Raw genomic sequence first — 26,384 nt, forward strand, 5'->3', positions numbered from 1 at the left:
CGCCCCACACGAACGCCACAGCCATGGCCGACGCACCCGAGGTCGGAGAGCTCTCGCCGCCGAACCGGACGCTGATGGGCCCGGGCCCCAGCGACGTACACCCCCGCGTGCTGCGGGCGATGTCGACGCCGCTCGTGGGGCATCTCGACCCGTCGTTCGTCGAACTGATGGACGAGGTGCAGGAGCTACTGCGCTACACGTTCCGGACCGACAACGAGTGGACCATCCCCGTCTCCGGAACCGGGTCGGCGGCGATGGAGGCCGCGATCGGCAACGTCGTCGAACCCGGTGATCGGATGCTCGTCCCCACGAACGGCTACTTCGGCGGCCGGATGGCCGACATGGCACAGCGTGCGGGTGGCGAGGTGGTGGCGGTCGACGCACCGTGGGGCGAACCACTCGATCCCGAGGACGTCGCCGCCGCGTTCGACGCCCACGGCGACATCGACGTGTTCGGGTTCGTTCACGCCGAGACGTCGACGGGCGTCCTCCAGCCGAACGTGTCCGAACTGACCGATATCGCTCACGACCACGACGCGCTGGCTATCGCGGACAGCGTCACCTCCATCGGCGGCGTCGAACTCCGCGTCGACGAGTGGGGGATCGACGTCGCCTACGCCGGCCCGCAGAAGTGCCTCTCCTGCCCACCGGGCGCGTCGCCGCTTACGCTCAACGACGCGGCGATGGAGAAGGTCCTGAACCGCGAGACGGACGCCCGCTCGTGGTACCTCGACCTCTCGCTGCTAGAGGGCTACTGGGGCGAGGAGCGCGCCTACCACCACACGGCGCCGATCACCAACGTCTACGCCATCCGGGAGGCGCTGCGACTCGTCGCCGAGGAGGGGATCGAGGAGCGGTGGGACCGCCACCGCCGCGTCGCCGGCGCACTCAAGGCCGGCTTTGAGGCGATGGGGCTGGAGATGAACGCCGCCGACGACTACTGGCTCCCCAGTTTGAACGCCGTGTGCGTGCCCGAGGGCGTGGACGACGGCGAGGTCATCGACTACCTGCTTTCGGCCTACGACCTCGAAATCGCCTCCGGACTGGGCGACCTGGAGGGGGACATCTGGCGGATCGGCTGCATGGGCTACTCCGCGAACCCGAAGAACGTCTCGCTGGTCGTGAGCGCGCTCGCGGACGCGCTCTCCCGGCAGGGCGTCGACGTGGATGCCGGCGCGGGCATCGAGGCGACCGCACGGGCGCTGCAGGAGTAGCCGGCGTCAGCCCTCGCACTACCACTCGGTGAGCGCGCCGCGGCCGTGGAAGTGCGTGAGCACGACCGCGAACGTGAGTGCGCCGGTGACCGCGAACGCGCCGCCGACGTAGAACACCGTCTCGATACCGTACTGGCTCCAGAGCCAGCCGGCCATCACCGGCCCGAGCACGCTGCCGGGGCGCCAGACCAGTTCGCGGATGCCGAAGCTCGCGGCGATCCCCCCCTCGTCGGCGCCCTCGTCGGCGAACAGCGCCATACTCGCGGGCTCGCGGAACGCGTCGACGACGCCGAGCAGCCCGTTGATGACCAGTAGCGGCACGAACGCCGGCCCCAGCGTGCCGAGCAGTGAGTAGCCCTCACCCGAGCCACCGAGTAGCGGCGGGACGATCAGTTCGTACGTCGCCGGGAGCCCCAGCGCAGCACCGATTCCCGGCGCGAACGGCACGGCGAGCGCGACCAGCCCGTAGGCCCCGCCGCCGGCGAAGACGAACAGCGAGCGACCGTAGCTGTCCGAGAGTCGGCCGGTGAACGGCTGGCAGAGCATGTTCGTCAGCTTCTCGGCGACGAGGACGAACGAGACTGCCAGTTCGGCGTAGCCCAGTCCGCCGCTGGCCGCGGAGACGCCGACGAAGATGGCCACCCACGACCGAACGACGGTGACGGCGACGGCGTACTGCGCGCGGAAGGACGTCAGGGTGATGATGCGCTTGTTGAGTGCCAGCCCGGCGAACGGGTTACCGTAGCGGCGCGTCTCGTCGGCCGGGAGGTAGATCCACACGCCGGCGATCCCCAGCGCGAACGAGACGACGATAAGGGTGTAGATGGGGGTGAACCCGACGAACTGGTAGAGCCCGCCGGCGATGATCATGCCGAGGATCGACGCGAGAAACCGGACCGAGTTCGCCTTCCCGATGCTGTTTGCCCGCTCGCCGTGGTCGGCGAGTTCGCCGACCAGCGAGAGCGTCATCAGCCCCGAACCGGTGACGGCGGCGCCCTGTAGCGCCCGGACGCCGATGAACGCCGTACTGTCGGCGACGTTCGTCGAGAGCTCCAGCCCGAACAGCGACGCCGCGACCGCGGCGACGAACCCGCCGATCTGCTGGACGTTCGCGAACGCGACGTAGGCGACCACGCTCAGGCCGAGCACGGCGAGCAGGACCTTCTTCTTGTCGTGGCGGTCGCCCGCCCACGCGAGCGGGATCACCACGACCGTTTGGGCGAGGGTCAGCCCCGTGATGAACAGCCCACCCATGAACTCCGAGGCCTGAAGCACCCGGATGTAGGTGGGGATCAACACCGCGAGCGTGGCGAAGCCAAAGCCCGTCGCGAACCGCGAGAGGTACAGCGACCAGAACTGCAGGCGTTCCTCGTTCACAGGCCGACTGCGAGTGAGTCCGGAAAAGGGGTTTCGTTTCGATACCCCGCGTCAGCGGGGGCGTGTGCGCTTACTCGCGGCGGGCCAGCGCGCCGGCGCCGACGATGGCGAGCAGCGCGGCGACGACGCCGAAGCCGGGAGCGCTCGTGCTGGTCTCGGTCGGCTCCTCGGTCGCGTCGGCGGTCGCGTTCTCGGGAGTCGCAGGTGCAACCGTGGTGCCGGTCCACGTGTTGCCGAGTTCGACGCCGTCGGCGGCGACGGTGATCGAGTACTCCTCGTTGGCCTCGTAGGTGAAGAAGGAGAACTGGGCCGTCGCGCGGCTGTTCTCGTCGACGGTCGTCTGGACGTTCGTCGCGGCGCCCGTCTCGGCGTCGTGGCCGGAGGTCAGCGAGAACGTCAGCGACGTGCCCGGGGCGAGGGTCGTCGCGACTTCGAAGTTGAAGACCTCACCAGCGACCGCCTCGCTCACGTCGTCGGTGAAGCGGACCTTCGGCTCGACGACGCCGAAGCGGGTCTGCTGGGTGTAGTTCTCGCCGTCCGTGACCGAGTCGGTGACGGTCGTGACGGCGGTGAAGCTATCGCCGGCCGCGGCGGTCGCGGTGCCGTTACCCTGCTGGAACGCTGTCGTCTGCAGGTCGAGTGCGACGTAGACGGCGTCCTCGGTGGCGTTGACGGCGACACCCTCGGTATCGGCGCTCACGTCGAGGGTCTTCGCGGAGGCGTTCTCGTCGACGCTGGCGGCGGTCTGGGTCAGTTCGACGGTGACCTCGTCGCCGACCAACGTGCCGTCGCCGTCGGCTTCGGCGGGGATGCCGGAGGCGTTGAGTCGGATGATCGCCACGTCGCTGGCGGCGATGATGCTGTCGGAACCGTCGGCACGGGTTGTCGACTCGGCGGCGGCCGACGCGGCGGTCGAGGCGGGCGCGGCCGTCACGGTGAGGTCGCCGACGGCGTCCTCGGAGACGGGTGCGGCCGCGGCCGTCGCGGGGGCGACGGCGGCGACGAGCAGTACGAGCGTAATCGAGAGCGCAGTGTATCGTGTGTTCATGATTGGTAGGTGGTCCAACACGGCCCCCCCCACCGGGGCGCTCTCCGGACGCTGATGTCGCTGCGAGCACGGTCGCTCTGGGCGGAGGGCGGAGCGGAGGGCGGACGCGGGACCGGGCCGGTCGTCGGCCTCTGTCAACGGGTACGCAGGCGCGGCCTAAACCCTTCCTTTCCGACAGCAGACAGGCAGATAGTACCATGGTACCAATACACAGAAAATAGCGGGACGTGAGTCCGACCAAGCCGATCAGTCACACCGAGAGGCTGACCGAACGAGCACCCAGTCTGTTCCCAGCCTCGACGGTGAGCCAGTAGCTTCAGGCCCCCGCCGGCCGACTGGAGTCCATGAGCGTTTTCTGGCACCGCCGGGACCTGCGGGTCGACGACAACCGTGGGCTGGCGGCCGCCGCCGAGGACGGGGACGCCGTTCCCGTCTTCGTCTTCGACGACGACGTACTGGCACACGGGAGCGACGCCCGCGTCCGGTTCATGCTCGACGCGCTTTCCGATCTCCGCGACGCGTACCGCGAGGCCGGCTCGGAACTGGTGATCGCTCACGGCGACCCCGCGGCCGTGCTCCCCGCCGTCGCCGGGGCCGTCGACGCCGACACCGTCTACTGGAACGAGGACTACACCAAACTCTCCCGCGAGCGCGACGCCCGGGTTCGCTTGGCCCTCGAACGTGCGGGCGTCGACCGCGAGAGCCACCACGACGGCCAACTCCACAAGCCCGGCAGCATCCGTACCAACGCGGGAGAGCCCTACTCCGTCTACACCTACTTCTGGAAGAAGTGGCGCGACCGTGAGAAGGCCGACCCGTTCCCAGCCCCGGACGCCGGCCTCGCCGACGCCGCCGACCTCTCGCCCGCCGCACTGGCCGAGGCGGCGGGGGGTGAGACCACCGACGTACTCCACGAGACGCTCCGAGCCGACCTCCCTTCGATCGAGGACCTCGGATTCGCCGAACCCGACGCCGACGTGCAGGCCGCCGGGACCGCGGCGGCCCGCGAGCGCCTCGCCGACTTCCGTTCGGAGCCGATCTTCCACTACGACGAGGACCGGGACTACCCCGCGAAGCACGGCAGTTCCCGGCTCTCGCCGCACCTCAAGTTCGGCACGATCGGGCTTCGGGAGACCTACCGCGCTACCGAGTCGGCGATGCGGGAGGCCCGCGACCGCGACGAGGGGTCCGAGGGAACCGAGGCACAGGACAACGTCGAGGCGTTCCAGTCCCAACTCGCGTGGCGCGAGTTCTACACGCAGGTACTCTACTTCAACCCGGACGTGATCACGGAGAACTACAAGGAGTACGAGGAGGGGATCGACTGGCACAACGACCCCGACGAACTGGCGGCGTGGGAGGCCGGCGAGACCGGCTACCCCATCGTCGACGCCGGCATGCGCCAACTGCAGGCGGAGGCGTGGATGCACAACCGCGTACGGATGATCGTCGCCTCGTTCCTCACGAAGGACCTGCTGTGGGACTGGCGGGCGGGCTACGCTCACTTCCGGGAACACCTCGCGGATCACGACACCGCCAACGACAACGGCGGCTGGCAGTGGGCGGCGTCGACGGGCACCGACGCTCAGCCGTACTTCCGGATCTTCAACCCCACCAGCCAGGGCGAGCGCTACGACCCCGACGCCGAGTACATCAAGGAGTACGTTCCGGAACTCCGCGGCGTCGACGCCGACGACATCCACGGCTGGACCGAGATGAACGACGAGGAGCGGGCACAGATCGCGCCCGACTACCCCGACCCGATCGTCGACCACAGCGAGCGTCGGGAGCAGGCGCTGGCGATGTTCAAGCGGGCCCGCGGGGAGGACCCCGAAGAGGACTGACCGGCTGTCGCTCGCCGTGGCCGGCGAGCTACCCGTGCGTCGCCGTGTCCGTCGTCCCGAGGATCGTCTCACAGTGGGGACACTGCCAGACGACGGGCTCGCCCCAGTCGGCGTCGATGAACGCGCGTTCGAGCTTCCGCACCTCCCGCTCGCAGGACGGGCACTTGGTCATGGTTCGGCTCCCGGCGGACCGGGATTAATCGTTTCCCCTCGTGGGACGCCCGAGCGCTTTTGCTGACACGGCACACACCACCCGATATGACCACGCGAATCGACGTGTTGCTGTACGACGGCTTCGACGAACTCGACGCGGTCGGCCCCTTCGAAGTGTTCGAGAACGCCGCCCGCGCGGGCGCCGACTGCGAGGTCTCGCTGGTCACCCACGAGACACAGGAGCGCGTGACCGCGAGCCACGGCCTCGACGTCGGCGTCGACGGCACGCTCGCAAACCCCGGCGACGACGATGCGCCGGACGTGCTCGTCGTTCCGGGTGGCGGCTGGTCCGCCGGCGAGGGTGGCGTCCGCCGGGAGTACGACTCCGGAGAGCTCCCCGAGGTCATCGCCGCCTACCACGCCGCCGGGACGACGATTGCCTCGGTCTGCACCGGCGCGATGCTGCTCGAACGTGCGGGAATCCTCGGTACGGGCCCGGCGATCACTCACCAGTCCGCGGTCGAGGACCTCCGTGACGCCGGCGTGACGGTCCCCAACGCCCGCGTGGTCGATACCGGACAGATCGTGTCTGCGGGCGGGGTGACCAGCGGGATCGACCTCGCGCTCCACCTGACCGAACGGGAGTTCGGCAAGGACGTCGCCGAGAGCGTGGCGACGACGCTCGAGTACGAACCGCGCGGGACCATCCGGATCGCGCGTCGGTAGTCAGTCCCGGGCGATAGAGAGCCAGATCGCGACCGCGGCGACGCCCGAGAGCACCGCGAGCGCCGTCCAGCCGGTGTCGTAGCCGACCGTCTCCGCCACGCTGCCGAACAGCGGCGGCGCGACCAGGCCGCCCGTGTTGAGCGCGGTCTGGCCGCCCGCGGTGGCGGCGCCGACCTCGTCGTCGTCGACCATCGCGGTCATCGTCGCGTAGTAGACGCCGGGGAAGCCGAGCACGAAGACCCCGAGGAAGCCGAAGGCGAGCCACGTCGCCGCCTCGCCGCTCGCGAACACGACGCCGACGAAGCCGACACCGGCGAGGGCGGCCTGTCCCGCGAGGACGATGGCGGGCCCGCGGACCGCGGTTCCGGGGATGCGGTCGGCGACTTCCCCGCCGACGAGGCGGCCCGCACTCCCCGTGAGTTGGGTCGTCGCGAGCATGGCGCCGCCGACGCCCGCCGCGGCGGCGACGGAGTCGGTGACGTGCGGGACGACGTAGCTGGTGGTCGTGAACACCGCCGCCCCGAGGAGCAGCCCGGAGATCAGCAGGCCGCGGTAGGAGGGGTCATCGAGCAGCGCGCGCACGTCCGGCGTCGAGAGGTCGCCGCCGCCCGGCTTGCCCTCGTAGCGCCACGCGGTGACCCCGGCGACGACTACGGCGAGGGCGGCGGCGACGAGGAACGCGGCCTGCCAGTCGAAGCGAACGAACCCCAACACTTCGGCGGCGTCCGTCGTCGCCATCCGCGTGATCAGGATGGCCGCGACGGCGCTGCCGCCGGTGACGCCGACCTGTTTGACGTTCATCGCCAGCGCCTCCCGCCCCGGCGGGGCGACGTGGACCGAGGCGCGGTTGGTCGCGGGCATCGCCGTCGCGTACGCGAACCCGACGAACAGCAACGCGGCGAGCAGTACCGGGAACGTCGGCGACAGCGCGACGAAGGCCATCCCGGCCGCGAGCGCGAGCAGGCCGTACACCAACAGCGGCCGCTCGCCGAGGGCGTCGGTGGCGGCGCCGGTGACGAACAGCAACGCGGTGTAGCCCAGCATCATCGCCGTCACCGTCAGCCCGGTGACGCCGAGCGAGACGCCGAACCCCTCGCGCACGAACGCCGTGGCCGCGAACACGGTGTAGAAACAGAGGCTGGCGGTGAACTGCCAGCCGGAGACGAGCGAGACGCCGCGCCAAGACATACGCCCGACTGCGACGGCCCCACGTAAGTGCGTGCCCGTTCCGGAACGTCTCGTGACCGACACCCGCCGGCACCGATTCGGCCGAATCCGAGCGTGTGAGACGCTAACATTCGTTTCCACGAAGGTTTAACATGAACCGCGACGCAAGGAGATGATGGGTGACTTACCGATGACTGATTACGAACTGCCGCCGCTGCCGTACGAGTACGACGCGCTGGAACCCTCGATCTCCGAGCAGGTGCTGACCTGGCACCACGACACGCACCACCAGGGCTACGTGAACGGCTGGAACAGCGCCGAGGAGACGCTAGCCGAGAACCGTGAGAACGGTGAGTTCGGCTCTTCGCCGGGTGCGATCGGGAACGTGACTCACAACGGTTCGGGTCACATCCTCCACGACCTGTTCTGGCAGTCCATGAGCCCCGAGGGCGGCGACGAGCCTTCGGGCGCACTCGCGGACCGTATCGAGGAGGACTTCGGCTCCTACGACGCCTGGAAGGGCGAGTTCGAGGCCGCCGCGGGCGCCGCGGGCGGCTGGGCGCTGCTGGTGTACGACTCCTTCAGCAACCAGCTCCGCAACGTCGTGGTCGACAAGCACGACCAGGGCGCCCTCTGGGGCTCGCACCCGATTCTGGCCCTCGACGTCTGGGAGCACTCGTACTACTACGACTACGGCCCGGCCCGTGGCGACTTCATCGACGCGTTCTTCGAGGTAGTCGATTGGGAAGAGCCGTCCGCCCGCTTCGAGCAGGCGACGGAGCTCTTCGAGTAAGCTAGCTAGTCACGGCTGTCCCCTGCCGCACGCTTCGTCGGGCGGCAACGGGGCCTGACGCCGTGACTGTGAGAAGCACGACGCGAGAACGCGTCCGATCCCGATTTTCTTTCGTCACCGACCGCCAAGCGGCCGCGCCGTCGGTTCGGGACCGGTACTGTTTACGCCGTTCCGACCGAATCGCGGCCCATGCCACAGCGAAAGGAGACCTTCGAGCGACTCCACCCGTGTGACTTCTACACGCCCGAAGAGCTGCTCGCGGAGGACCAGATGTACACGATCTACGAGGTCGCGCGACTTCTCCAGGGCCTCGAACCCGACGCCGACATCGACGAGGAGACCGAGTCGGTGCTGCTCGACTGGGCGGTGCCGTGGGTGATGAACAACGCCAACGAACTCGTCGTCGCCGACCCGCCCGAGGAGGGAGCGCCGGGCTACTACGGCCTGCGCCGCGGCACCGACGTAGCCGCCGGCAACGCCGAGTCCGCGTCCACGGACGGCGACGCCCAGTAGCGGGGGAACCTCCTTTAGGCTCGCCGGCGTCGTGCCGGCATGGAGAGTCAAGCGGTTCCGGGGGCCGTGCTCGTCGTCGGCGGCTCGGTACTCTACATCCCGGCGATGGTGCCCGGAACCACGTGGCTCGGCTATCTCGCGGTGTTGCCGGCCACGCTCGCGTTGATCTACGGAACCCTGCTCGTCGCCCGCTCGGGCGAGGGGCGGGCTGTCTGATTACTGGTCCAGCGACTCGTAGTGTTCCTTCGCGGCGCGTGCGCCCTGCCGGAGGTAGCCGACGTCCGTGCCGACGATCTGGTAGTCGACGCCGTGTTCGAACCACGCGTCGATCTCCGCTGGCCCGGTCGCCAGCGTGCCAACGGGGACGCCCGCGGTCTCGGCCGCCGCGAACGTCGCGTCGAGGGCGTCGAGGAACGCCGGATCGTCGTACTCGCCGAAGCAGCCGAGGCTCGCCGAAAGGTCGGCCGGCCCGACGAACAGCGTGTCGATGCCGTCGACGGCAGCGATCTCTTCGGCGTGTTCGACCCCCGCGGCGGACTCGATCTGCGGGATCACGGCGATAGCGTCGTTGGCGGTCTCGAAGTACTCGACCGTGTGAGCGCCGTAATCGTTGGCCCGGCTGCCGGCGACGCCGCGCTCACCCTCGGGCGGGTACTTGGCGGCGGCGACCAGCGCCTCCGCTTCGGCGGCGCTCTCGATCTTGGGGGCCATCACGCCCGCCGCGCCGAGGTCGAGTGCGCGTTTGACCTCGGCGGTGTCGTTCTCCGGGACCCGGACGACGGCGTCGGTGTCGCCGGCGGCGTCGACGGCCCGGACGAGTTCGCCGGCGCTCTCGACCGACAGCGGCGTGTGCTCCGTGTCGACGACCACGAAGTCGAAGCCCAGCCCCCCGGCGACCTCCGCGGCGGCCGTCGAGCCGAGCGACACCCAACTCCCGATCGGTGCGTCGTCGGCTGCGAGGCGCTCGCGGAGCTCCATCCGTTCGGTCCGCACGTGATTCGACATGGCTCCCCTTCCACACCCGGCGGCAAAAAACCGGCCGGCGTCGGGAGCGCCGCCGCTGAGCGGGTCGTGTTCCGCAAGAGTATGGCCGGGGCGGGCTCCGAACGTCCGGGAGCCCGGCTCCCGTCCCGCCGTTCACTCCGCAGGGCTACGTTCACGGCGACCGTTCCGGGTTCGCCGCCCGCGAGACCGCACCGGTTTTCGGCCGCCTCGCTCACGGCGTTCGCTCGTCGTCGGTGAAAACCGAGAATGGCCGGGGCGGGCTCCGAACCCGCGATCTCCGCATGACCCAGGTCCGAGGCTCGGCGGGCCCCGTGGGGGTTGCGGATGTTTCCTAGGCGTACCGCACCGAATCTCGATACCCTATGAGTGCGGCGCTATGTCCAGCTAAGCCACCCGGCCTCACTCTGGGGTAATCGCATCTCGGACTTAAACCCTGCCATCTCCGCCGGCCGTCGAGCCACGCGGATTTATGCCGTGGGGCGTGAACGCAAGAGCATGACCCTGCCGGAGACCCTCACGCAGTACCTCGACGGCGAGGAGCCGGTCGCGGAGGTCACACTGGGTGGCGACGACCGCCTCGTGGTCACGCCCACCCGGACGCTGGTCTACCGCGCTGAAGGGCTGCTCTCCGACGAAACCGTCGAGGAGTTCGCCCACGACGCCGAACGCATCTCCCTCTCGACGGGTCGCCGCAAGGCCAAACTCACCATCGACTACGGCCTCGACGGCGAGGAGACGCTCGCGCTCCCGAAGGACAAACTCGACGCGGTACTCCACCCGCTGCTCGCCGGCGTCCTCGACGCCCACGGGATCACCGACCCCGGCGAGACGGTCAAGCGAACGTTCCGCTTCTCTGAGCTCACCCTCATCGTCACCGACAGACGTGTGGTCAAACACATCGGCCAGGCCGTCTGGGACGAGGAACACGAGGAGTACGCCTTCGAGAACGTGACCGACCTTGAGTTCGAACCCGGCAACGTCGCCACCAGCGTCGTCCTCACCCACGACGGCCGCCAGGAGCGGTTCAAAGCACCGAACGACGAGGCTCGAGCGGTCGAGGCCGCCATCACCGACGCGCTGCTCTCCTACCACGACGTTCGGGACGTGGCGGAACTCAGGGCACAGACGGAAGCCGACGAGGAGGCCGACGCCGAATCGACGGAGTCCAACTCTCCGTTCGGGGAGGGCCCAGACCTGTTCGGCGATACCGGAACCGACGCCGACGACGGCGACGCCAGCGACGACGCCGAAGCCCCATCGGACGGAACGGCCAACAACACCACCGACCGGATCATCGAGCAGGTAGCCCAGGAAGCCAGCCGCGCGACCGACACGTCGGCTGCTGACGCCGAGACGGCGGCGACCGCCACCGACCCCGGTATCGATGACCTCGCCGCGGAGATCGACGACCTCCGGAGCGTCATCGAGACACAGCAGGCAGAACTCGAACGGCAGAACGACCTGATCGAGCAGTTGATCGAGGAGCTCCGACAGGGCCGCTGAGTTACGGCTCCTCGTTACGCCGGTAGGCGTCGATAGCCGGCTCGTACCCCTCGTAGACGGACGGGAACGTCGGCTCGTACCCCAGTTCCAACAGCCGGTCGTTCCGGCATCGTTTCTGACTGGCGACGCGCAGCCCCGACGATCCGGAGACGCCCGCAAGTCGCTCTTCGACGGTCAGTTTCTCCGGTTCCGGCTCGCCACACTGCTCGGCCAGCCAGTCGGCGAACGCCCAGCGGTCGACGGGCGTGCCGTCGCTCACGAGGACGGTCTCCCCGCGGGCGACGTCTTCGGTCAGGAACCACGCCAGCGCGCCGGCGGCGTCGTCGCGGTGGACCGAGTTCCGCCAGCCCGCCGTCACCGAGTCGAGGTACGACTCGATCCGGTAGCGACCCGGGCCGTAGAGCCCGGCGAAGCGCGCCACGGTGCTATCGAACTCGCTCCGGTGGACGAGCGCCTCGGCCTCAGCGATCACCGCGGCTTTGGGTCGCTCCGGGGCGACCGGCGTCGATTCGTCCACCCAGTCACCGTCGTGGTCGCCGTAGACGCCGGTCGTGGAGGTGAACAGCAGCCGTTCGGGCAACTGATCGCGCCCCGTGAACTCGGTGACGACGGCGCCGAGGCCGTCGACGTAGAGCGAACGCGCCCTTTCGACGCTCCCGCGGCCCGCCGATGCGGCGAAGACCAGCGCGTCCGCGTCGGGGAGCGACCCCACTGCTTTCGGGTCGGTCAGATCAGCCTGAACCGCGCTGACGCCAGCAGCCTCGACGGCGTCGGCACTCGACTCCGAGCGGACGACGCCGGTGACGGTGTGTCCCGCGTCGAGCAACTGCCGTCCGAGTTCCCGGCCGACGTAGCCACAGCCGAGTATCAGGACGTGCATCAGCGTCGGGCGTCGACGTACGCTTGGACAGCGGCGAACTGGGCGAGGGTCGCCGGCAGCCGCCCTTCGATCAGTTGCTGTATCTCCTTGCCGTCGAGGTCGAGATCCGTCTCGCGAGCGATGGTGTCGACGTCGACGACCGCCGCCGACATCCCCATCAGGACGTGATCGCGGGCCTCCCACGCGATCGATTCGGCGTCCGGCGCGCCGTCCTCGAGTGCGAGCACCGCGGCCGCCTCTTCGAGGGTGAGCTCCGGTTCATCACCGTCGGCGAGCGCCGCCACCGTGTCCCGGTCGAGCCCCGTGGCACCGACGACGGTGTCGACGCCCAGTTCCGCGACGACCGCCGCCAGTTCCGCGAAGTACGTCGCCCGGAGCGCCGACGGCGACAGCTCCTCGCCGGCCTCGGCTACGTCGTGCAACATAGCCGCCTGTGGGCGTCGCCCGGGCAAAACGGTTGTTACTCCGGCTGGTTACCGTCCTCGCAGGCGTCGCCGTGCTCCACGCCAGGACAGGGCCACCCGGGCGACTGTTCGTCCCGGTTCCCGTCGACGTCGCCGACGCCGGGCGGTCCCGACGGGACGACGGCGACGACCGTCGTCGATGCGTCGAACGATACGCGTTCGTTCCTGCCGAGGACCTCCGCCTCGCCGTCGCCGTCGGCGTCGAAGCGAACCGTCGATCCGTCCCGGACGTAGCGAACCACGCCCCCACTCCCGTCCGGGCCGGTGCCCGCCGCTCGCACAGCGAACCGCCCGTACTCCCCGCGGACGGTGACGCTCCAGGCGTTCGCGGTCGCGATCCAAGGGTACGGCGGCGGTGCGACCGGGACGCCGGCCGGCAGCCGGGACGCCCCAGTGAGCCGTCGCATCGCACGCCGGCTGGCGTTCTCCGTCAGTGCACTCGCCTGCTGGCGAACCAGTCGTTCGGCCAGCCGCTGTGTCGCCGACGCGGTTCGGTTGGTGGTCGCGGCGGGCACGCTCGTCTCCCGCTCGGCGTCGAGTTCGCGGAGCCGGACCCGCACACGGACTGCCGCTTCGTCGGCCGTCGCGGCGTCGACGCCCCCAGCCGCCAAGGAATCGGCGAACGCGGCGGCGTAGCTCCCGTTCGCCATCGCCTGCGCCCGGTGGCCCAGCGTCGACCAGCGGCTTCGGGTGTCGACGACTGCCGCCCGACAACGGTCCCGTTCGATCGCTGTGCCCTCCAGGGCGGCGTCACAGGCTGCCCGTTCCGCGTCCAACGTCGACCGGCGGACTGCGACAACGAGTTCCTCACGGGTGCCAGCCAGTACCGCCGACCCGTTCGTCTGCGTGCCGGCCGGCGCAGTCCGGTTCGCCGCGATCAAGGTCGCCGCCGCAGTGCCGAGGCTCACCTGTCGATCGCCGCCCCCGAACAGCGTGTCCACGAGGCCGTCGGCAACGTCGCCGTACGGCATGGCGACCCAGTTCGTCGTCCGTGCCGTGAGCGGGTGCGCCGACTCGCCGGCCGGGACGCTCGGCACCCGTTCGTGGTCGACCGGTTCGAGGGTGAGGTAGGCTGGCGAGCCGTCAGGCGTCATCGAGAGGCCGTCGTCACCGCTTTGCCCGCGCTGGTGCGTTCCGACGGGTGGCACGTCGTCCGCCCCCTCCCGGCCGAGGGCGATCAGTTCCGAGAGCGACCCTGTGACCCGACCGGGGAGTTCCTCGCGGTAGTCGACGTTCCGACCGCGCGTGTTCGCGGCTCGGTCCTCCAGCGACGCGAGGACGCGGTCGAGGAACGCTGCCCGCGCGGCGACTCGTGCTCGGTCGGCGACGCCGTCGTAACTCTCCGGGGCGTCGAGTAGCGCCGTCCGGCGCACCCGCAGTCGTTCTGCCAACAGCGCAGGTGCGTTCGCCTCGCCGACGGCGACCGCCCGGCGCGGCACCGAGACCGAGACGTTCGCGACCCGCTGGCGGAGCCCCCGAAGGTCCGCGGTGATCCACGCGTCGAGACCGTCGGGCCGCGCCCCGGTGACGGTCCGCGAGTGTTCGAGGGAACGCCCATTGCCGCCCGCCCGAGCGACGGTTTCTGCGATGGCGTCGATGCCGCCGTTCGCTTCGACCAGCGCCTCTGCTGCACGCCGGCGAGCACCGACGAGGTTCGGGCCGTCGAGAGCGCCGCCGCGCTCGAACAGCGGTTCCGTCCGCCGGTCCAGTGCCGTGTCGTCGGGCGCGTACATTGCCCCGACATGCACGGCCACGTGGACAGTCTCGTCCCACTCGTCGGTCGTCGTCCGGAACGTCCCGTTGCGGTACCAGCGCCGCTCGATGGTGTGACGGGTCGTCACCTTGCGCACCGTCTCGACGGTCGCGCCGGTGCGTGTCGAGGGATGGGCGACGACGGTGACTCTCGTCCGCTCGCTCGTCCGTTCGGTCAGGAGCGTCCAGTTTTCCAGCCTTGCGGGCGTCCGGGGTTCGCTCGAACGGTTCAGAACCTCCGTCCGAAGTCGGGCACGGACGCGGTAACTCCCGGCGGTGTCCGGTTGCTCGCTCGCGAGGAACGCCTCGTCGGCCGCGGCAACTGGTTCGGCGGTGATCGGCGGCGCATCCGGTGGTCGGGGGTCGAACCCGCTCTCCGCCGCCGGGTCCGTATCGGTTCCGACGGCGCCCGGGTCGAGGAGCGTCTTCGTCCAGTCGGCGGCAGCACCGTGGCGGCCGCCGAGCACGTCGAGCACGCCGACCCGGACTGTCGCCACGCCGACGGCCCGTTCCCCGTCGGGGTCGGCGCGGCCGAACGCTGCCCGCTGTTGGGCGAGGAGTGCGGCGTTCGTCGAGAGCGCCACGTGGCGGTTCCCGAGCACGTTCTGTATCGGCGCCCCGCCGTAGCGCCCGTAGGCTCGCGCCATCGTTATCGCCGTCAGCCGCCCGGTCAGCCCTCGTGCGAGCCCTGGTCCGGCGATCGCGCCACGGTTCAGCCGTCTCTCGTACCGTTCGGTTCGCCGGTGGAGCGCCAGCGTCGGTGTGGCGACGGTCAGACTGACGTTTTGGCGCCGTTCGGCGACGACTCGGCCGTCGTTGTGGGCCCGTATCGTGACGTTCCGGAGCGTGACGACCATCGACGCTCCGCCGTCTGTCGGTCGCACGTCGACCCCGCGTTTGGCCCGCCGGAACGACTCAGTCGCGCCATCGATCGCGGGAAGCCCCGCCGTTGCGGTGACTCCGTTCCGCCGGCGGGTGATCCCCGAGAGGGCCTCGCGAGCCTCTGCGGCGATCCTGAGTCGAAGCGCGTCGGCGAAGGGCGCTGACTCGTTCACTGCCCGGCCGGCCGGCGTATCGGCCGGCGCGGTCACCGGTTCGAGAGCGGATTCCCGGGCGGCGGTACGGACTGCGGCCCGTAGTGCCGGACGGGTATCACGGCTCACGTCGTCCATCGCCGCTCCGGCGGGTCGTTCGACCGACGGCGCCGAACGGTCGGCGACGCCCGTCGCGTATACCGAGGCGCCGAGCAGCACCAACACGCCGATCAGCGCGAAAGGGACCCGGCCGCGTCGGTCGTCACAGAAGCTCACGGCGACCACGTCCGTACGGAGATCTCGACAGTCTCCAGTTCGAGCCTGACGGTCACCTCGTCTGAATCACCCGGGCCACGGAGGTCTGCGGCGATCCTGTCGGCCATCGCCGCCGCGATCAGTCGGTTCGCGGCGTGAGTGGCGCCTCGATCGATCGCTTCGTCCGTATCCACGCCGTACTGCTCGTCCACCCGCTGGTAGCGATGGCGCACGAGGTCGTCTACCGGTGGGTCACCGGCAAGCGCCAGCCGCCCCTTCTCGGGCGGCAGGAGCCCGGCGACCAGCGACTCGGCCGCGGCACGACCGATCGCGTCGGGGGACTGGTTCGCGGTCTCTCGGTCTGTCAGTCCATCGACCCCACTCGGTGCGAACACGGTCGCCGCGTACACGTCTGCGTCCGGGGGCGGCGACGGTCCGACCGCGAACGCACGGCCCACGTCACCGCCCGGGACCGGCTCCCACGTCACCTCGACACGAGTCCGTGGCGGCAGTTGTTCGGCGACAGTCTCCCGAACCGCCGCCGCGAACCCCTCGCTCGTCCCGGTGAGCGCTTCGCCGTCGACGTGAACCGTCCGAACGGCGGCGTCGGCCAACAGCGAGACGAGTGTGCCGTGAGCGACCCGGCGGAGCTCGGGGTTGTCGTCGCCGGCCGATCCGGGAACCGGTCGCAGCCGGTACGGAACCTCCGCAGTCGTCGCGGCCAGCGTCTCGGCGACTGCGTCGGCACGGTTGGCGTCGCCAGGGCCGGCCTCCGGCGTTGGCGCGCTCGTGACGGTGACGGCGGCGGCGCTGAGCAACAGCAGACACAGACAGGCGTCCAGCGCTGCGCTGGTCATCGGTGAATCACCACTCGAAGCCACCCCGACCTGACCTGGCCGGGACTGATCCGGATCGGTACGCGGCGGTCTGCGGCCCGTGACTCGGCCGTTGGTTTCGGTGCCGGCCCGGCACTCCACCGTCGGTCTCCGGCACGCAGTTCGACGTAGAGTTCCCACCCGTCGGGCCCGACACTCGTCGAGGGGGCTACCTCTCCTGGGGCAGCGACGCCAGCCGGTGCGACGACATCGTGAACTGCCGAGAGCGTCGGCGTTGCTACGTCGCGGTGGGTCGTCGGGACGGCGCCGGCGAAGGCGGTGGCGTACAGCGAGAGTCCGAGGCCGATGGCCGTGACGGCGACCAGCGCCGCCGTCGGCGACACCTGCCCACGGCGCTCAGACGCCGACGAGGGTAAAGCGCTCCCCATCCCAACTCACCCCCGTAACGGTGATTTTCTCGGACGCGACCCACCGTGGATCGCGGTTCCGTGCTGCCTCGACCGCGGCGATGAACGCGTCACGGTCGGAGAAGGCGGTCTGGGGTGCAGTTCCTGCGAGCACCGCCCGGAGTGGTCCGTCTCGAACGGGCACGATGGGACCGAACGCGAAGGTCGCGTGCGCGGTGCCGCCCTCGTTCCGGAGCGCGATCCCGTCGGGTCGGAGCCTGACGCTGTCGGCTGCATGTCCGTGAGTCGTGATAGACGGTGCCTCCGCGACGGCGACGCGGTCGACGGTGTCGGCGACGCCACCGGCGTCCGGTGCGGGGCGGGCCGGGAGCGACCCGGCGACCGCGATGAACGCGACTGCAGCGAGCACGAGGCCGGCGTGGAGCGCCGGCGAGTCGGTCGGGAAAGAGAGCACGGGGCGGAGTGGCCCCATTCTCCCACTTGAACTCTCGGCTCAGAGCAGCGTCCCGGCGGCGACGACCGCCGCGACGTACGCCGCCGTCGCCGTCGGGAGCGCGATACCGACCCGGTAGCCGATCAGCGAGCGGTCGAGACCGCGTTCCAACGCGGTTGCCAGCCCGGTCAGAATGGCTGCCAGCAAGAGGACGTACAGGCCGACGACTGGACCGATAGCCGCGATGTCGAGTGCCGCCTCGCCGGAAGCGGGCGTCGTCCCGGTGGCTGTCGCTGTCCCCGCAGCCGTGCCACGGACCGAGCGGCCGGCGTCGGGGAGCCGACCCACCATCGCCACCGACACGCCGCCGACGAGCGGGCCGAAGAGGGCGGCCGTGTTCGACAGCGTCCCGGTGATGGACGCCAGTTCGCGGCGCGCGTCGCGTTCGACTCGCGCGAGTTCCCGCAGGTGCTCGCCGGCCGCGATCAGGGCGTCACCCGCCGGTTCCCCTTCCGTCGCGGCGACACCGAACAGCCGACCGGCGTAGCGGGCCCGTGGGCTCGGTACGTCATGCAGCGCGCCGAACCGACCGAAGAACCCGCCCTCGACGGGCAGTCCCAGTCGCTCCAGCCGTCCGACTGCCTCCTCGATCAACTCGCCTGCAGGCCCCGGCAGTTCGTCGGCGACCTCTTCGAGCGCCCGCTCGACCGCCACCCCGTCCGCGACACGCCGCCCGACCAGCGAGAGCGCGTCCGGTATGCCGGACTCGACCGCGCGGAGTTCGCGTCGGAGTTCCCTCGCCGGAGCGAACAGCCACACGAGCGCCACGCCGCCACCGACACCGAGCGCACCGACCGGTGCTGCCCACGGGAGGACGACCAGACAAACGACACCGGCGAGTGTCCCTGTCGCCGCTCCGAGCAGGCTGGCCGCCAACCGACGGTCGGGAACGTCCGGATGTGTGCTGTCGACCGGCGCCGGTGGGAAGGAGACCGGCCGCCGGGCGAGCAGCCAGCCACTCGCTGTGATCAAGCCGCCGGGGAGGATGACGTCGTACAACACGGCCAGTGTGCTGACACCGAGTCTTACGCCGGCGAGTCTCGCTGCCGGAAGCACGCCGACGAGCGCGAGCGGCAGCAACACGCCGAACGCGTAAAGCCCCGTCAACGCCGGCCGTACGTCGCCGGCGAAGGCAGCGGCGCGTTCCTCGACCCCAGCGCGGACCGTCTCCAGCGCCCGTTCACACGCCCGTTCGCGTGCCTCGGCCGGCGCCTCGGCAGCGTCGACGACCAATGCGGCCGCCCGCTCGATGCTCGGGGCGCGGTCACCCCACTCGGCCGCGAACGACTGGAACCCCGCGTCCGGCGTCCCGCGGGACCGACGGGCGTGCGCCTGCAAGGAACCTGCGAGGGTGTCGCCGCCGCCGGCGAACTCGACGGCCCGCTCCAGATTCGGCTCGATTCGGAGTCGCAACGTCAGACGGCCGAACAGGGCGGGCGCCTCGCCGACGGCGCGGGTCGTCGCTACCGCCGCCATCGCTGGGGGGACCTGACGCGTGGCGAGTAGCGGGGTGATACCGGCCACGAGCGCGAGTGGCAGCAGCCCCGGCGAAATCACGGCGGCGACGGCGCCGGCCCCGATGAGTGCAACCGCGCCGACCACCTCGCCGGCGGCGACGAGTTCGGCCGCATCCGGCCACCCGAGGCGGTCACAGGCCTCGACGAGGTCTGACGGTGGTTCGGGCCCTCGGGGCCACGAAGCAGCGACCCGCACAACGACTCGTTCGACATCGCGCTGGTCCACTACCACGTTCCCACCCCCTCCTCGGTCATCCTCTCCACTCCAGCGCCCCGTTCCATCCGTTCTGCGCGGATCGTCGAGGGCCGGACTACGCCGTCGTCGGCGAGCGAACGCAAGTGGTCGGCCCGCTCGCGAAGTCGTGCCAGTACGTCCGTGTAACGCTCGTCCGGTGTCGACATCCCGGCGAGCAGACTGCTTTCCCCACGGTCGAGCCGACCCGTCGGGGTGAGGTCCCCGCGGTCGTCGAGCGTGAACAACGGCTGGATATCGGTTCCACCGTCGACCGCCTCTACTTCCTCGAGGGCGACGGCGCGGCGACCACGGTCGGTGTCGGCCACGGTGAGAACGAACCCCGTCGCCCCGAACGCCGACTCCTTCACGCCGAGGTCCTCGGTCATCCGGGTTCGGATCGCCTCGGCACCGTCGCCGTGGACCGTTCCGAGCACCGTCCCCGATGCGGCGCCGACCCGCATCGCCTCGTACAGCGTTCCGGCCTCCTCGCCCCTCACCTCGCCGACGACGAGGGCGCCCTCGCCTAACCGGAGCGCCGTCCGGAGCGCCGAATCGGGTGTCGTCTCGCCGGTGGCGCCGTCGCCGCGCGCGACGCTGAGTGCCTGCACGTCGCGGCCCGCCGCCTGCAGCGCCGCGGCCGGGAGTTCGGGCGTGTCCTCGATCAACACCGTCCGCGTTCGCCGTGGGAGCGCCCAGAGAAGCGCACCGAGCGTGGTCGTCTTCCCGGCACCTCGGGCGCCCGCGACGAGTCCGGCGGCGCCCCGCTCGACGGCGAGTGAGAGCAGCGCGGCCGCACGCGCCGAGAGCGAGCCAGTCGCCACGAGCCGGGGCAGCGTCCACGGCGTCGCGTCGTGGCGCCGGAGCGCGAACCCCGTACCCGGAGAGAGCGGTCGGGTCACGCCTGCCACGCGAACCTGCTCTTGCTCCCCGGGTGGACCAACCGGAATCCCGGCGTCGACCTGCGGACTCGCCCGCGAGAACGCGCGGCCGCTCGCCCGCCGAACCCGTGAGGCCAGCGTCGTGACGCCCTCCGGCGTGAGCCGCACGTTCGTCGGCATCGTCTCGTCGTCGACGACGACCCGGACCGGCGTCGCCGTCACGGGAGCGGTGATGTAGACATCCGAGACGCGAGCGTCGGCGAACAGGTCCGCCAGCACGCCCACTCCGCGGGTGTGTTTCCGGAGTGTTTCGGTAAGTGCCTCGACGGGGCGCCCGTCGTCGGCGACTGCCCGGACGGCTCTCGCCGGCCCGAACGCTCCGGAGCCCCCGGCGTCGGCGAGCCACGACGCCGCCTCGTCGAGTAGTTCGAACGCCTCCGGGTCGAACGACGCCGAGGCCGGTGTGAGGTGGTAGAGTGAGTCGTCACCCGTGGGTGACTCCGTGCCCAACGCGTACCGCCTGACCGTTCCCCCCGTCGGGATCGGTTCGGTATCACGGAGTCGCGCCCCGGCGGGTGATCGGTGGTCGACTCGACAGCGAGCGATCACGGGGCCGCCGTGGGAGCGGAACACGTCGTCATCGTCCACGCACTCGGCACCGGCGGCGAGACCCGTTTCCCCGGCGAGTCGACCAATCGGACCCGCTCGCCCGGCGGCCTCGTGTGCCGCCGCCAGCGGGTCGGTTCGCGCCGTCGCGGCGATGGCGTCGTCGTGGTGGCTCGCCAGCGCAACGAAGCGCCCGGCAGCGGTGAGGAGCGCCACCGCGTCGTCGGCGTACCAGCGCTCGTAGCCGCCCGATCGGCTGCGGACGGCGTCGGCGTCCCGGTCCGCCAGCGCGTCGACGACGGTCCCGCGGCAGGGCGACGACGATGCGAGATCGCCACCTCCCGAGCAGCCGTCGGCGTCCACACGGAGTTCAACGCGGTCCTCGACGCCCGTTCCTCCGACCTCGACGAACGACGCTCGGCAGCGACACGCCTCCTCAGGTGCCCGCGTGAACAGTGACATGGGGTCGTTGGTCCCGGTCTCGTACTTGAGTCCTCGGCAGGGAGTCGGCGGCGACTCGGACGACCCGACCGTCGACGCCGTCGACGAGCGTCAGCGTCAGTCGGTACTCGCCGGGCGTTCCGAACCGGATCGGTCCGTCGGCGGTCGTCAGCGGGAGCGCGAGGCGGTACGTCCGTGACCCGCCGCCATCGAGGGTGTACCGAACCGCACAGTTCGAACGACACCCCACCGCGAAGCGCTCGACGCCGGCGGCGGTCAACGACGCCCCCGGGAGCGTGATGCGTACCGTCCGCCGTGCGCCCGGATCGTCCTCGGCGAGCAGCGAGTGGCCCGCACGCGCCAGCCGGTCGAGATCCCGGTCGAGGCTGGCACGTGTTCGATCCGTCGCCGCCGACTCGACCGCCGGGACTGCGGCCCCGAAGAGTGCGGCAGCCAGCGCGACGGCGAGGAGCACACGGATCACCGCAGGCCCCGGAGTCGCTCCCGAAGCCCGTGGTTCGACGCGCTCTCGGTACCTCCGTCGTCTACCGACTCGCGGTCGCTGGAGCGGTCACATCCGTACTCGTTAGCAGTCGCCCGCTCGTCACTGTCCTCGCCGAAACGCTCCTCGATGCTGCCTTCGGTGTCCCCGTGGATCTCCGTCTCCAACCGATCGACGGCGGCGACGGCGGCGTCAGCGCGGCGCTCGACGGACTCGTTCACCGCGGAGACGCCGCCGAGGAACCCACGGACCGCCTGTAGAGCGGCGTCCAGTTCCTCGACCCGCGTTTCGAGCGTATCGAGCCGTCCGTCGACGTCGTGCCCGCGCGAGACGGCGTCGATGTCGTTGTCGCCGACGGCTCCGTCGTCGCCGTCGCCGAGTGCGCGTTCGACCGCCGCGAGCCGTCGTTCGAGGTCCTCGCTGTCGACCATGTCGCTGGGTGCTCGCCCGATCGGAGATAAGGTTCAGGGGGGCACCCGGGCGAAGCTTAACAACCCGTGGGAGTGAACGAGCGTTCATGAAGACGGTCCTCGTCGGTGTGGGGCAGGCGGGTGGAAAGGTGACGACTGCCCTCGCCGAGTACGACGACGAGATGGGCTTTCACGCCGTGCGCGACGCCCTCGCGGTCAACAGTGCGAAAGCGGACCTCCAGAACCTCCCGCTCGAGACGGTGTTGATCGGCCAGGACGTGGTGAAGGGCCACGGCGTCGGCGGCGACAACGAACTCGGCGCCGAGGTGATGCAGCGCGACGCCGACGAGGTGGTCAACGCCCTCGGCGACAAGATTGACTCGGCGACGGAGGCGGTGTTCGTCGTCGCGGGGCTAGGTGGTGGGACGGGTTCGGGGGGCGCGCCGGTGCTCGCGAAGGAGCTCAAACGGATCTACGACGTACCGATATACACCATCGGCATCCTCCCCGGTCGGGACGAAGGGTCGCTCTATCAGGCGAACGCCGGCCGCTCGCTCAAGACGCTCGCCCGCGAGGCCGACTCGGTGCTCCTGATCGACAACGACGCGTGGCGCGAGAGCGGCGACAGCGTCGCCGAGGGGATGGCGTCGATCAACGAGCGCATTGCGCGCCGTGTCGGGCTACTGCTCGCGGCCGGCGAACCCATCGAGGATCGCTCGCTCGGTCTCGGGGGCGGCGGCGTCGACCGGGACGTGGCCCAGAGCGTCGTCGACACCAGCGAGGTCATCAACACCCTCCGGAAGGGGGGGCTCGCTGCCGTCGGGTACGCCGAGTCCCCGGCCAGCGAGGACGCCGACGACAACGTCAACGTGGTCACGAGTACGACTCGACAGGCGCTGCTGACCGGGACCAGCCTTCCCGACGCGACGGCGGCCGACGCCGCCCTCCTCGTCGTCGCCGGCCGCCCGGACACCCTCTCTCGGAAGGGGGTCGAGCGGGCCCGCTCGTGGGTCGAAGAGGAGACCGGCAGCATGGAGGTCCGCGGCGGGGACTTCCCGCTCGAGACCGACGCGATCTCCTCGTTGGTCCTGCTGAGCGGCGTCGAACGCTCCCCCCGGATCAAGGAGTTCATGAACCGCGCCGCGGAGGCACAGGCCGACGCCCGGGACGAACGGGACGAAGGCGCTGCCAAGCGCGACGCCGCCGCGTCGTTCCAGAACGACGAACTGGACGACCTGTTCTGATCTCTCCGGGAGGGGCGTCGCCGCCTCGCCCGTCGCCTATTTCTCCCCGGCGACCGGAGTCGGCCTATGCGCGAGTACGCCGACGACCCGCCGATCGAGCAACGCATCGGTGACGCCCTCCGGGAGCGTGACGCCACCGTCGCCGTCGCCGAGTCCTGTACGGGCGGCCTGATCGGGTCGCTCCTGACCGACGTGCCGGGCTCCTCGGACTACTTCGACCGCTCGGTCGTCACCTACTCCTACGACGCAAAGCTGACCGAGTTGGCGGTCTCCCGGGAGAGCCTCGACGGCCACGGCGCCGTCTCGGCACCAGTCGCCGAACAGATGGCCGCCGGCGTCAGGGACACCGCGGGAGCGACGTTCGGCCTCTCGACGACGGGGATCGCCGGTCCCGAGGGTGGCAGCGAGGAGAAACCCGTTGGAACGGTGTTCATCGGCCGCGCCTACGCCGCCGACTGGGGGACCGGTGGCTCCTACACCGAGGTCTCCCGCCACGTCTTCGACGGTTCGCGGACCGAGATCAAAGAACAGATCGCGCGGAAAGCACTGGAACTGCTGCTGTCCGACGCCGATCTGTCGGACCGCTGACTGGGTGCCGTTCGTCCAGCTGTAGCGACACGATCGCGGGGTTCTGAGCCGTCTCCGGCCGAAACGCTTTGTGCCGACCCGCTCGCTTGACCCTACATGAACAAGAAAGGGCACGTACTCAACGCCATCCTGCTGGCCATCGGCGTGGGGTACGTGTTGGAGCCCTCGGGGGACGTGGAGACGTTCGTCGCCATCGGGGAAGTGTCGCTGCCGCTGGTGCTCGGGGCGCTGTTCCCCGACGTGGACACCGCCTTCGGCAAACACCGGAAGACGCTGCACAACCTCCCGGTGCTCGGGATCGCGCTCGCATACCCGGTCTTCTTCGGGAACCTGAGTTTCGTCTGGGCGGGGATCCTGAGTCACTACGTGCTCGACATGCTGGGGAGCAAGCGCGGGATCGCGCTGTTCTACCCGTTCTGGAGCGAGGAGTTCGGCTCGCCGACGGGCGTCACCACGTCGAGCACCTACGCCGACGTGGTCACTATCGTCGTCACGCTGATCGAGGTCGGCGTGTTCGCCCTGTTCGTCCACGTGCTCCCGGGCTATCTCCCGCCGGGGCTCGAACTGGGCGGCGTCACGACGATGATCTAGTAGACGGCGACGTCGTCGAACCGGCCGCCGTACGCGATGTGGTCGGGGTGGGTGGGCTCGGTGCCCGAGAGGAACAGTCGGTTGATCTTCCCCCACGAGTTCTCGTAGCCGAGGTGGGCGAACTCAGCGAGGTTCCGGAGCCGGTGGCTCGGCCCGGCCCGGTGCACGACTCGCCGGTCGACTCCCGAGACGAGCGCCTCCACGAGGTCGATCTCGCGCTCGATCCCGGTCTCGAAGGCGGTCCACGCCTCGCCGATAGTGCCGCGGAGGTGGGCGTACGACGAGCCGAAAGCCGGCAGGCCGGCCTCCTCGGCGACGCGTTTGGCTTGACTGTTGACCGGCGGCAGGGACTTGGCGTTGTACGTCTCGACGGCGTCGATGTGGTCGGCGTAGGCCCGGACCTCCGGGCGCCCGAGGCTGACGTTCAACAGCGTCGGGTGGGGGACACAGAGGGCCGCACCCTGCTCGGCAATCGCCGACAGCGCCCCCTCGAAGGAGATGAAGTCCGGCACGGGGTCTGAGAGCCCTATCGCGAGCAGGTGGCGCCGGTTCTGCCAGTTCCCCGTGAAGATCTCTCGGCCCGGCACCACCAGCAGTTCGTCGTCGCTGTGGCGCTCGGCGCGCTTCCGGATCTCGGGGAGGCGCTCGAAGTGTGGGGCGTAGACGAGCACGTCGAGACCGCGCGCTTTCGCCCGCTCGACGACTCGACCGTCGAGCGTCTTGACGTGCATATCGACCCGCGTCGTCGCCGTAGTCACGTTCCGTTCGAGTCGGTCGGCGCCCAAATAGCCTCCGTGTTTCCCCGCCGGCGGTCGGGGAGAACCCTTTTGCCGACACCACTCCAGAGACCGCCTATGAGTCGATGGAACTGCGGGATCGCCGGCTGCGGCCGGGAGTTCGACGGCCCCGAACCCGTCATCGTCCACCAGACGACCGAGCACCAACGCCACGAGTGTGCGGTCTGTGGCACGATCGTCCCCGAGGGCTACTTCGCGATCCGCCACGCCTTCGACGAACACACCCGATCGGAGTACGTTCGCGCCTACGACGCCGACAGCAGCGACGTGCGTGCCAGGGAAGCCGTCAAGGAGGAGATCGAGGCGAACGCGGACCTCCAGAGCGTCGTCGAACAGCTGAACGCCCGCTCGCAGTAAGGGTCGGCGCTGTCAGAAGGGACTGCTTCCGTTCCGGTTCACGGCGCGACGCGCCGCGTGTCTGCACGAAGAACTACCGTTCTTCGGAGTCGAGCACCCGGATCTGGTCCCCGCGGACCGTGACCGGGATCGGGACCGTCGCCTCGTAGAGTTCGACGGTCACCTGGTCCTTGCCCTCGTCGATGCGCTGGACCTGTGCCTTCTCGCCCTTGAACGGGCCGGCGATGAGTTCGACGATGTCGCCCTCCGCGATGCCCTCCACGTCGGGGGTCGGCGAGAGGAAGTGCTCGACCTCGGTCATCGACGACGTGCCGGGGACCATCCCTCGGGCGTGAGGGATCTCCTCGAGCACGCGCTCGATGATGGAGTCGTCGTCGGCTTCCACCATCACGTAGGAGGTGAGCGAGTCCGGCGCCAGCACGGCGTGGATGTCGGCCATCTCCTTGCTGGCGATCATGTCGGCGACGGTCTCCTCCTGCCGGGCGGTGGTCTTGACGGCGAAGATCGGCATCTAGACACCACCCGCGCCCGGCACGAAGGTCATGATCGCGAACATCACGAACCCGAGGAAGCCGATGAGGAAGATACCGGCGCCGGCGATCTTGGCGACCATCGAGAACTCCTCCCACTCGGGGGTGCTCGCGAGTTTGAGCACGCGTACGTACTCCGAGAGGTCGTATTTGACGTCCATCTTGGTGTGAGGTTCTGCCCGACGCCTTTTCTATCTATTGAATGTGCTCTCCACGGAGCAACG

Annotated in this window: 29 protein-coding genes and 1 tRNA gene; 11 read left to right on the top strand and 19 right to left on the bottom strand. The window is 70.0% G+C overall.

The genetic code is table 11. From position 1 onward, the window contains the following. The first annotated feature begins 23 nt into the window (after positions 1 to 23). Positions 24 to 1,214 carry a pyridoxal-phosphate-dependent aminotransferase family protein gene (locus tag NO998_RS04695; protein WP_267645910.1) on the top strand — a complete coding sequence of 397 codons (1,191 nt, stop codon included), beginning with the start codon at positions 24 to 26 and terminating at the stop codon, positions 1,212 to 1,214. Between the two features lie 18 nt (positions 1,215 to 1,232). On the opposite strand, the gene NO998_RS04700 is transcribed toward NO998_RS04695, so the two are convergent. After that, entirely contained in the window at positions 1,233 to 2,591 is a 1,359-nt protein-coding gene (locus NO998_RS04700; RefSeq protein ID WP_267645911.1) for an MFS transporter, read from the bottom strand. Between the two features lie 70 nt (positions 2,592 to 2,661). After that, positions 2,662 to 3,639, bottom strand: a complete 978-nt coding sequence (locus NO998_RS04705) for a PGF-CTERM sorting domain-containing protein (protein ID WP_267645912.1) — start codon at positions 3,637 to 3,639, stop codon at positions 2,662 to 2,664. Between the two features lie 344 nt (positions 3,640 to 3,983). On the opposite strand from NO998_RS04705, the gene NO998_RS04710 reads away from it, so the two are divergent. Further along, entirely contained in the window at positions 3,984 to 5,483 is a 1,500-nt protein-coding gene (locus tag NO998_RS04710) for a cryptochrome/photolyase family protein (protein ID WP_267645913.1), read from the top strand. A gap of 28 nt (positions 5,484 to 5,511) precedes the next feature. Here the strand turns inward: NO998_RS04710 and NO998_RS04715 are convergent, their stop codons facing one another. Then, positions 5,512 to 5,655, bottom strand: coding sequence for a hypothetical protein (locus NO998_RS04715; RefSeq protein WP_267645914.1), 144 nt, complete (start codon positions 5,653 to 5,655; stop codon positions 5,512 to 5,514). 86 nt (positions 5,656 to 5,741) lie between these two features. Between NO998_RS04715 and NO998_RS04720 the strand changes: the two genes are divergently transcribed. Continuing rightward, positions 5,742 to 6,362 (top strand): DJ-1/PfpI family protein, encoded by a 621-nt coding sequence (locus NO998_RS04720; protein WP_267645915.1) that lies wholly within the window; start codon positions 5,742 to 5,744, stop codon positions 6,360 to 6,362. Here NO998_RS04720 and NO998_RS04725 read toward each other — a convergent pair whose 3' ends face one another. Continuing rightward, positions 6,363 to 7,550 carry an MFS transporter gene (locus tag NO998_RS04725; protein WP_267645916.1) on the bottom strand — a complete coding sequence of 396 codons (1,188 nt, stop codon included), beginning with the start codon at positions 7,548 to 7,550 and terminating at the stop codon, positions 6,363 to 6,365. A gap of 169 nt (positions 7,551 to 7,719) precedes the next feature. Between NO998_RS04725 and sod the strand changes: the two genes are divergently transcribed. The 3 genes from sod (at position 7,720) to NO998_RS04740 (ending at position 9,051) form a co-directional block, all read left to right on the top strand. Next, positions 7,720 to 8,322, top strand: a complete 603-nt coding sequence (gene sod, locus NO998_RS04730; protein WP_267647185.1) for a superoxide dismutase — start codon at positions 7,720 to 7,722, stop codon at positions 8,320 to 8,322. A gap of 189 nt (positions 8,323 to 8,511) precedes the next feature. Beyond that, positions 8,512 to 8,835, top strand: a complete 324-nt coding sequence (locus tag NO998_RS04735; protein WP_267645917.1) for a DUF5827 family protein — start codon at positions 8,512 to 8,514, stop codon at positions 8,833 to 8,835. 39 nt (positions 8,836 to 8,874) lie between these two features. Further along, positions 8,875 to 9,051 (top strand): DUF8178 family membrane protein, encoded by a 177-nt coding sequence (locus tag NO998_RS04740; RefSeq protein WP_267645918.1) that lies wholly within the window; start codon positions 8,875 to 8,877, stop codon positions 9,049 to 9,051. Here NO998_RS04740 and NO998_RS04745 read toward each other — a convergent pair whose 3' ends face one another. Together NO998_RS04745 and NO998_RS04750 are read right to left on the bottom strand one after the other, a co-directional pair. Beyond that, positions 9,052 to 9,840 (bottom strand): HpcH/HpaI aldolase family protein, encoded by a 789-nt coding sequence (locus tag NO998_RS04745; protein ID WP_267645919.1) that lies wholly within the window; start codon positions 9,838 to 9,840, stop codon positions 9,052 to 9,054. Positions 9,841 to 10,087: 247 nt separating this feature from the next. Further along, a tRNA-Met gene (locus tag NO998_RS04750) sits at positions 10,088 to 10,239 on the bottom strand. Between the two features lie 96 nt (positions 10,240 to 10,335). Between NO998_RS04750 and NO998_RS04755 the strand changes: the two genes are divergently transcribed. Continuing rightward, a complete protein-coding gene (locus tag NO998_RS04755; RefSeq protein ID WP_267645920.1) occupies positions 10,336 to 11,343 on the top strand; it encodes a DUF7115 domain-containing protein in 1,008 nt (335 codons plus the stop codon). Between the two features lies 1 nt (position 11,344). On the opposite strand, the gene NO998_RS04760 is transcribed toward NO998_RS04755, so the two are convergent. Genes NO998_RS04760 through NO998_RS04805 form a run of 10 tightly spaced genes read right to left on the bottom strand, consistent with a single transcriptional unit; the run spans position 11,345 to position 22,074 of the window. Beyond that, a complete protein-coding gene (locus tag NO998_RS04760; protein ID WP_267645921.1) occupies positions 11,345 to 12,223 on the bottom strand; it encodes an SDR family oxidoreductase in 879 nt (292 codons plus the stop codon). Then, positions 12,223 to 12,648 carry a DUF5791 family protein gene (locus tag NO998_RS04765; protein ID WP_267645922.1) on the bottom strand — a complete coding sequence of 142 codons (426 nt, stop codon included), beginning with the start codon at positions 12,646 to 12,648 and terminating at the stop codon, positions 12,223 to 12,225. The genes NO998_RS04760 and NO998_RS04765 overlap by 1 nt, the downstream gene beginning before the upstream one ends. 35 nt (positions 12,649 to 12,683) lie before the next feature. Continuing rightward, entirely contained in the window at positions 12,684 to 15,749 is a 3,066-nt protein-coding gene (locus NO998_RS04770; RefSeq protein ID WP_267645923.1) for a DUF7286 family protein, read from the bottom strand. Beyond that, complete coding sequence (locus NO998_RS04775; protein WP_267645924.1) at positions 15,746 to 16,585, bottom strand: DUF7284 family protein; 840 nt, start codon at positions 16,583 to 16,585, stop codon at positions 15,746 to 15,748. Before NO998_RS04775 ends, NO998_RS04770 begins: the two co-directional genes overlap by 4 nt. Continuing rightward, positions 16,582 to 16,947 (bottom strand): DUF7285 family protein, encoded by a 366-nt coding sequence (locus NO998_RS04780; protein ID WP_267645925.1) that lies wholly within the window; start codon positions 16,945 to 16,947, stop codon positions 16,582 to 16,584. The genes NO998_RS04775 and NO998_RS04780 overlap by 4 nt, the downstream gene beginning before the upstream one ends. A 13-nt stretch (positions 16,948 to 16,960) precedes the next feature. After that, on the bottom strand, positions 16,961 to 17,425 hold the full coding sequence (locus NO998_RS04785; RefSeq protein WP_267645926.1) for a DUF7283 family protein: 465 nt from the start codon (positions 17,423 to 17,425) through the stop codon (positions 16,961 to 16,963). Positions 17,426 to 17,464: 39 nt separating this feature from the next. Further along, positions 17,465 to 19,207 carry a type II secretion system F family protein gene (locus NO998_RS04790; protein ID WP_267645927.1) on the bottom strand — a complete coding sequence of 581 codons (1,743 nt, stop codon included), beginning with the start codon at positions 19,205 to 19,207 and terminating at the stop codon, positions 17,465 to 17,467. Beyond that, positions 19,207 to 21,162 carry an ATPase, T2SS/T4P/T4SS family gene (locus NO998_RS04795; RefSeq protein WP_267645928.1) on the bottom strand — a complete coding sequence of 652 codons (1,956 nt, stop codon included), beginning with the start codon at positions 21,160 to 21,162 and terminating at the stop codon, positions 19,207 to 19,209. Before NO998_RS04795 ends, NO998_RS04790 begins: the two co-directional genes overlap by 1 nt. After that, positions 21,137 to 21,625, bottom strand: a complete 489-nt coding sequence (locus NO998_RS04800) for a DUF7311 family protein (RefSeq protein ID WP_267645930.1) — start codon at positions 21,623 to 21,625, stop codon at positions 21,137 to 21,139. Before NO998_RS04800 ends, NO998_RS04795 begins: the two co-directional genes overlap by 26 nt. After that, positions 21,622 to 22,074 carry a DUF7310 family coiled-coil domain-containing protein gene (locus NO998_RS04805; protein WP_267645931.1) on the bottom strand — a complete coding sequence of 151 codons (453 nt, stop codon included), beginning with the start codon at positions 22,072 to 22,074 and terminating at the stop codon, positions 21,622 to 21,624. Before NO998_RS04805 ends, NO998_RS04800 begins: the two co-directional genes overlap by 4 nt. Before the next feature lie 86 nt (positions 22,075 to 22,160). On the opposite strand from NO998_RS04805, the gene NO998_RS04810 reads away from it, so the two are divergent. The 3 genes from NO998_RS04810 to NO998_RS04820 all read left to right on the top strand — a co-directional run bounded on the left by NO998_RS04810 (position 22,161) and on the right by NO998_RS04820 (position 24,476). Then, positions 22,161 to 23,297: a tubulin/FtsZ family protein gene (locus tag NO998_RS04810; protein ID WP_267645932.1), complete on the top strand. Its 1,137-nt coding sequence runs from the start codon at positions 22,161 to 22,163 to the stop codon at positions 23,295 to 23,297. Between the two features lie 66 nt (positions 23,298 to 23,363). Beyond that, positions 23,364 to 23,885 carry a CinA family protein gene (locus NO998_RS04815; protein ID WP_267645933.1) on the top strand — a complete coding sequence of 174 codons (522 nt, stop codon included), beginning with the start codon at positions 23,364 to 23,366 and terminating at the stop codon, positions 23,883 to 23,885. 96 nt (positions 23,886 to 23,981) lie between these two features. Continuing rightward, the gene (locus NO998_RS04820) at positions 23,982 to 24,476 is read left to right on the top strand and encodes a metal-dependent hydrolase (RefSeq protein WP_267645934.1); all 495 of its coding nucleotides are present in this window, start codon (positions 23,982 to 23,984) and stop codon (positions 24,474 to 24,476) included. Here the strand turns inward: NO998_RS04820 and NO998_RS04825 are convergent. Next, entirely contained in the window at positions 24,473 to 25,207 is a 735-nt protein-coding gene (locus NO998_RS04825; protein WP_267647186.1) for a PHP-associated domain-containing protein, read from the bottom strand. The two genes, NO998_RS04820 and NO998_RS04825, sit on opposite strands and share 4 nt — an antisense overlap. A gap of 123 nt (positions 25,208 to 25,330) precedes the next feature. Here NO998_RS04825 and NO998_RS04830 point away from each other — a divergent pair, with 123 nt between their 5' ends. Next, a complete protein-coding gene (locus NO998_RS04830; RefSeq protein ID WP_267645935.1) occupies positions 25,331 to 25,630 on the top strand; it encodes a DUF7565 family protein in 300 nt (99 codons plus the stop codon). A gap of 73 nt (positions 25,631 to 25,703) precedes the next feature. Here NO998_RS04830 and NO998_RS04835 read toward each other — a convergent pair whose 3' ends face one another. Continuing rightward, positions 25,704 to 26,141: a transcription elongation factor Spt5 gene (locus NO998_RS04835; protein ID WP_267645936.1), complete on the bottom strand. Its 438-nt coding sequence runs from the start codon at positions 26,139 to 26,141 to the stop codon at positions 25,704 to 25,706. Then, on the bottom strand, positions 26,142 to 26,321 hold the full coding sequence (locus tag NO998_RS04840) for a protein translocase SEC61 complex subunit gamma (RefSeq protein ID WP_267645937.1): 180 nt from the start codon (positions 26,319 to 26,321) through the stop codon (positions 26,142 to 26,144). Positions 26,322 to 26,384: the final 63 nt, after the last annotated feature.

Source organism: Halolamina litorea (assembly GCF_026616205.1).
Lineage (GTDB): Archaea > Halobacteriota > Halobacteria > Halobacteriales > Haloferacaceae > Halolamina > Halolamina litorea.

What these genes read in the sequence shown, in the direction of transcription:
- NO998_RS04775 (WP_267645924.1), bottom strand. Translation starts at nt 16,585, where the DNA reads ATGACCAGCGCAGCGCTGGACGCCTGTCTGTGTCTGCTGTTGCTCAGC.
- NO998_RS04810 (WP_267645932.1), top strand. Translation starts at nt 22,161, where the DNA reads ATGAAGACGGTCCTCGTCGGTGTGGGGCAGGCGGGTGGAAAGGTGACG.
- NO998_RS04840 (WP_267645937.1), bottom strand. Translation starts at nt 26,321, where the DNA reads ATGGACGTCAAATACGACCTCTCGGAGTACGTACGCGTGCTCAAACTC.
- NO998_RS04715 (WP_267645914.1), bottom strand. Translation starts at nt 5,655, where the DNA reads ATGACCAAGTGCCCGTCCTGCGAGCGGGAGGTGCGGAAGCTCGAACGC.
- NO998_RS04705 (WP_267645912.1), bottom strand. Translation starts at nt 3,639, where the DNA reads ATGAACACACGATACACTGCGCTCTCGATTACGCTCGTACTGCTCGTC.
- NO998_RS04820 (WP_267645934.1), top strand. Translation starts at nt 23,982, where the DNA reads ATGAACAAGAAAGGGCACGTACTCAACGCCATCCTGCTGGCCATCGGC.
- NO998_RS04825 (WP_267647186.1), bottom strand. Translation starts at nt 25,207, where the DNA reads ATGCACGTCAAGACGCTCGACGGTCGAGTCGTCGAGCGGGCGAAAGCG.
- sod (WP_267647185.1), top strand. Translation starts at nt 7,720, where the DNA reads ATGACTGATTACGAACTGCCGCCGCTGCCGTACGAGTACGACGCGCTG.
- NO998_RS04735 (WP_267645917.1), top strand. Translation starts at nt 8,512, where the DNA reads ATGCCACAGCGAAAGGAGACCTTCGAGCGACTCCACCCGTGTGACTTC.
- NO998_RS04725 (WP_267645916.1), bottom strand. Translation starts at nt 7,550, where the DNA reads ATGTCTTGGCGCGGCGTCTCGCTCGTCTCCGGCTGGCAGTTCACCGCC.
- NO998_RS04695 (WP_267645910.1), top strand. Translation starts at nt 24, where the DNA reads ATGGCCGACGCACCCGAGGTCGGAGAGCTCTCGCCGCCGAACCGGACG.
- NO998_RS04740 (WP_267645918.1), top strand. Translation starts at nt 8,875, where the DNA reads ATGGAGAGTCAAGCGGTTCCGGGGGCCGTGCTCGTCGTCGGCGGCTCG.
- NO998_RS04720 (WP_267645915.1), top strand. Translation starts at nt 5,742, where the DNA reads ATGACCACGCGAATCGACGTGTTGCTGTACGACGGCTTCGACGAACTC.
- NO998_RS04830 (WP_267645935.1), top strand. Translation starts at nt 25,331, where the DNA reads ATGAGTCGATGGAACTGCGGGATCGCCGGCTGCGGCCGGGAGTTCGAC.
- NO998_RS04815 (WP_267645933.1), top strand. Translation starts at nt 23,364, where the DNA reads ATGCGCGAGTACGCCGACGACCCGCCGATCGAGCAACGCATCGGTGAC.
- NO998_RS04710 (WP_267645913.1), top strand. Translation starts at nt 3,984, where the DNA reads ATGAGCGTTTTCTGGCACCGCCGGGACCTGCGGGTCGACGACAACCGT.
- NO998_RS04765 (WP_267645922.1), bottom strand. Translation starts at nt 12,648, where the DNA reads ATGTTGCACGACGTAGCCGAGGCCGGCGAGGAGCTGTCGCCGTCGGCG.
- NO998_RS04755 (WP_267645920.1), top strand. Translation starts at nt 10,336, where the DNA reads ATGACCCTGCCGGAGACCCTCACGCAGTACCTCGACGGCGAGGAGCCG.
- NO998_RS04745 (WP_267645919.1), bottom strand. Translation starts at nt 9,840, where the DNA reads ATGTCGAATCACGTGCGGACCGAACGGATGGAGCTCCGCGAGCGCCTC.
- NO998_RS04835 (WP_267645936.1), bottom strand. Translation starts at nt 26,141, where the DNA reads ATGCCGATCTTCGCCGTCAAGACCACCGCCCGGCAGGAGGAGACCGTC.
- NO998_RS04760 (WP_267645921.1), bottom strand. Translation starts at nt 12,223, where the DNA reads ATGCACGTCCTGATACTCGGCTGTGGCTACGTCGGCCGGGAACTCGGA.
- NO998_RS04805 (WP_267645931.1), bottom strand. Translation starts at nt 22,074, where the DNA reads ATGGTCGACAGCGAGGACCTCGAACGACGGCTCGCGGCGGTCGAACGC.
- NO998_RS04795 (WP_267645928.1), bottom strand. Translation starts at nt 21,162, where the DNA reads ATGTCACTGTTCACGCGGGCACCTGAGGAGGCGTGTCGCTGCCGAGCG.